Annotated in this window: 2 protein-coding genes and 1 pseudogene; 1 reads left to right on the plus strand and 2 read right to left on the minus strand. The window is 68.6% G+C overall.

Annotated elements, in window-relative coordinates:
- Window position 1 precedes the first annotated feature (1 nt).
- Window positions 2-1,288, plus strand: coding sequence for a DUF1254 domain-containing protein (locus ACFWF3_RS26480; protein ID WP_379316043.1), 1,287 nt, complete (start codon window positions 2-4; stop codon window positions 1,286-1,288).
- Here ACFWF3_RS26480 and ACFWF3_RS26485 read toward each other — a convergent pair whose 3' ends face one another.
- Window positions 1,289-3,319 (minus strand): ATP-binding protein, encoded by a 2,031-nt coding sequence (locus tag ACFWF3_RS26485; RefSeq protein ID WP_379316045.1) that lies wholly within the window; start codon window positions 3,317-3,319, stop codon window positions 1,289-1,291.
- A 40-nt stretch (window positions 3,320-3,359) separates the two neighbouring features.
- Window positions 3,360-4,199, minus strand: a pseudogene (locus ACFWF3_RS26490) (2-polyprenyl-6-methoxyphenol hydroxylase-like oxidoreductase); the annotation flags it as partial.

Here is a 4,199-nt window from a genome sequence, read left to right on the forward strand (position 1 = left end):
TCTGAAAACCTTGAGCTACGAAGCGTATTTCTACCTGTACTCCCTCGTCACGATGGACGTCACTCGCGAGCAGCAGACCAACTCCCCGGCGGACTCGACTCCGGGGTTCGGGCCCCCGAACCAGTTCCACCACATCCACGAGTTCCCTGATGTCCATTTTCGGGCGGTGGTTCGCCCGAATTTCGACACGCTGTACTCCTCGGCCTGGCTCGATCTGACCCGCGGTCCTGTGCACATCCATGTTCCCGACAGTGGCGACCGCTATTACATGCTCCCGATGCTCGACGCGTGGACTGATGTTTTCGCCAATCCAGGCAAGCGCACCACCGGCACCGGTGAACAGGACTTCGTCGTCGTCGGCCCCGGCCACACCGGTGATCTTCCGGCTGACCTGCCCGTGATCCACGCGCCGACTCGTCATGTGTGGGTGATCGGGCGCACCCAGACCAACGGGCCCGCCGACTACGTGGCGGTCAACAAATTCCAGGCCGGACTCGAGATCACCGAGTTGGCCGCACCGGGACCGTTCGTGGCCGATCCGAGTTCGGCGAGCGAGACCGAACCGCTGCGCCAGGTCAACGCGATGTCGGCGACGGAGTTCTTCGTCCGTGCCGCTGCGGCGTTGCAGGTCGACCCGCCACACAGCACCGACTTCTCCCAGCTCGCGCGCATCGCCCGGCTGGGTATCGTTCCCGGCCGGGACTTCGACGCCACCCGATTCTCCACCGATGAGCTCGCCGACATCGAAGCCGGTGTGCAGGCCGCGCGAGCGGCGGTGATGGCCGCACCGAAAAAGCTGGCGCCACCGGTCAACGGGTGGATCAGCGTGCTCGCCGACATCGGGGTGTACGGCAACGACTATTTCCGGCGTTCGGCCATCACGTTGGCGGGCTTGGGCGCCAACCCGCCCGAAGACGCGATCTACCCGTTGCTGGTCGCCGACGCCGACGGCCGGCCGCTCGACGGCGATACCGACTACGTGATCCACTTCGACGCGGGCGAGCTGCCGCCGGCGGCCGCGTTCTGGTCGGTCACCATGTACGACGACGAGGGGTTCCAGGCGCCGAACGAGCTCGACCGCTTCGCCATCGGCGACCGAGACGCACTGGTGCAGAATTCCGACGGCTCGCTCGACATCTACATCTCCCACACCAATCCGGGACCAGAGCGCGAATCGAACTGGCTGCCCGCGCCGAGCGGGCCCCTCGGTATCACCATGCGGCTGTATGCCCCTCGCACGGAAGCGCTCAACGGCACATGGGCGCCTCCGCCGGTCCGCAGGGCCTGATCAGCTGGTTCCGTAGAGCTCGATATGCCACATCTTGGCGATCACCCGCTCGATGCCCTGGGTGAGGTGGCGTCGGTAGGTCGAGAACGGCAGCCCGAGTAGTTCGGCGGCCCGTTCCTGGGTGGGCGCCGGACGCAGGTAGGTGCGGTCGAGGACGCGGTAGAGCTTCTCACCGCGCGAGTCCTCGCGCACCGACTCGACGATCGTGGTGAGTAGATCGCGCAGCGCGGCACCGGTGGCGGGGCCCGGTCGGTCGGCGACCACTCTCGAGCGCAGCAGCGGATTGCGTTCCAGGCCGTCGCCCCGTCCTATCCCGCGCAACGCGGAGCGGACGGCGTCGGCGAATTCGGGCTGGGACAGAACGAGTTCGGGCGTGGGCGGCACGGGTCGCGCGGGGACCCCGCCGACGACACGATCACTGGTCAGGTCGAGCCATTCGGGGATGCCCACCCGGCGCCAGTCGTGGGCGTACACCGCGTACCGCCGGCCACCGACCTCGTATTCGGCATCGTGGGCACGATGGAAATCGATGTGGGTCATGAAGGGTTCCCAGGCGTCGGCGGCCTCGAACGCGCCGATGAAGTCCCACGTCAGATCCGGACGCGACAACCAGAACTGCGTCGAGCAAGCCGTCACCACATTGATGGTCGGCGACGGACGCTGGTTGAACTCCGCGTCGATGAGGAACCGCCCCGCGTGCACCGGTTCGCCGGGCCGTGGCCTGCCGTACCTGGTCGCGTAATCCCACATGGCGTGGGTGCCGGGGTCGGCGGCCAGCTCGGCCTCCGTCGCGTCGTGCAGCGCCAGCCGACAGAAATAGCCGATCGGTGCGCTGCCCGAGCCTTGCACCACGACGAACTGCTCAGGCTGACGAGCCAGCCAGAAGTCCACCAACTCGGCTTGCTCGGGGCCCTGGTGCCGCTTCGTCATCGCCAGGATCGATTCCCGATACTCCGCGCGGTATCGGTCGGGGAAGGCCCGGCCGAAGGTCGACCAGTCCCAGTACGCCGAGATCGACGGGTTGTGGCGGTGGAGGAAGACGAGGTCGGCCACCGGCCAGCGATTCTGTTGCGCGGTGGCGTCGAGGACCTCGATGAGGTGCGCGCGAACGCGGCGATGAACGTCGAGGTAGGACTCCGGATCACGCCAGCGCAAGTCGGCGTCGAGAACGTCGCGGGCGATCTCGTGCGGCGCGAGCCCGAGCGGCCCCGGCTCGATGATCGCCAGCTCGCGCAGCCACTCGAACACGTCGGCGCAGTCGGATTCGCCGAGCGCGGCCCGCAGCAGTGCCTCGGTGGTGAACCGGACGTGCGCGCACACCTCCAGTGCGGCCCGGTGACGTTTGCTCGGCACCGAATCGACGAACCGCGCGAGCAGGGCGCGCACCGCGTCGGGGGCCTCGACCAGTGCGGCGGGCAACTCGCCCGCGGTCTGGGCGAGCACGTCGACCAGTAGCGACAGCGCCAGCGGGTGGCCGTGGGTGAGCGCCAGCATCCGTTCGTGCTTCGCCTCGGGCACCTCGGCGATCCGCAGATAAGCGCGGGCGTCGTCGGGTGCGAGGTTGCGCAACGAGATCGTGCGCAACAGATCCCGCCAACCGGGGTCGTCCGACCACGCGCGGGCAGGCGGATGACGGCCGGCGATCACCACGAGAACAGTCGTGGCCAACACCGGCAGAAACGTCTCGCGCAGCCAATCCTCCAGCGGCGCGAGCCGTTCGAACGTGTCGATGAACACCACCGAGGACATCGCGGGGCCCAGCGCGGTGCGCAACGACTCGGGCGACGGCTCGACCGTGCGTCCGTCGACCCGCGTCGTCGTCGCGCCCGCGAGTTCGGCGAGTTCGAGCATTTCGGCCAGCAGCGCGGACTTGCCGATGCCGCCCGGCCCGTGCAGGAACAGCACCGTGAACGGTGGTTCGTCCGCGTCGAGCGCGGTGCGGAACAGTTCCACTTCGCCCGCCCGCCCGACGAACCGCCGCCTGCGCGCCGATCGGAGCCGGTCGGCGACGGTCCTCGCGTCGTCAGTCATCTGTTCAGTTCCGTTCATCGACGGTGCCCGCTGGCGATCGTCACCGGGCAAGCACCCGCGGTGGTGGCGCCACCGAGTCGCCGCGCCTGCGCATCCCGACCGATACCCGCGCGAGGGTACTCGGCCGCATCAGCCACGCGGGAGGGTCCAGCAATGCCGAGACGCGCAGGAATCGCGCGGCGACCACGGGGTCGTGCCTGCCCACTTCGAGCAGCCGACGAACGTAGGCATTGACCAGCCGGATCTGGAGGGTGCGGGTGCCTTCCACCAGCGGTTGCGTCAGGTCGGCGCCGACGGCGAGTCGCCAGGCCACGTTCACCGGAATCGCAGAGGCACGGAAGTACCGGCGTTCCAGGTCGTCCCCGCCGGTGTGCAGGCACTCGCGCAAGGCCATGGCCTGCAACGCGGCCACCGACATGCCCTGTGCGTAGATGGGATTGAAGCCGCACAGGGCGTCACCGAGCGCTATCAGTCCCCGGGGGAAGCGGCTGACCAGGTCGTAGCGGCGACGGCGGTTGGCGTCGTACCGGTAGGTCGTCACCGGGGACAGCGCCTCCGCGGCGCGCAACGCGTCGAGCACGTGCGGAGGCGCGAACGGCGCCACGAACTCGACCAGTTCGTCGAAACTCGTGCCGGGGTGATGGTCTCGATACCCGGTCGCGGTGAACAACCACGTGCCGTCCTCGGTCGCGAACAACGCCATCCCGATCGGCCGGTCGGGGGCGGGGCCGATCAGTACCAGCGTCTCCGGTTCGCTCCCCGGGCGCAGCCGCAGCGCCACGCTCGAGTACCCGATGTGCACGGAAACCCTTTCCTCGGTGGGCATGTCGAAGCCGAGCTCGGCCACCCAGGCCGGCGTGCGCGTGCCACGGCCCATGGC

This window comes from Nocardia sp. NPDC060220, assembly GCF_042727815.1.
Taxonomy (GTDB): Bacteria; Actinomycetota; Actinomycetes; order Mycobacteriales; family Mycobacteriaceae; genus Nocardia.

What these genes read in the sequence shown, in the direction of transcription:
- ACFWF3_RS26485 (WP_379316045.1), bottom strand. Translation starts at nt 3,319, where the DNA reads ATGACTGACGACGCGAGGACCGTCGCCGACCGGCTCCGATCGGCGCGC.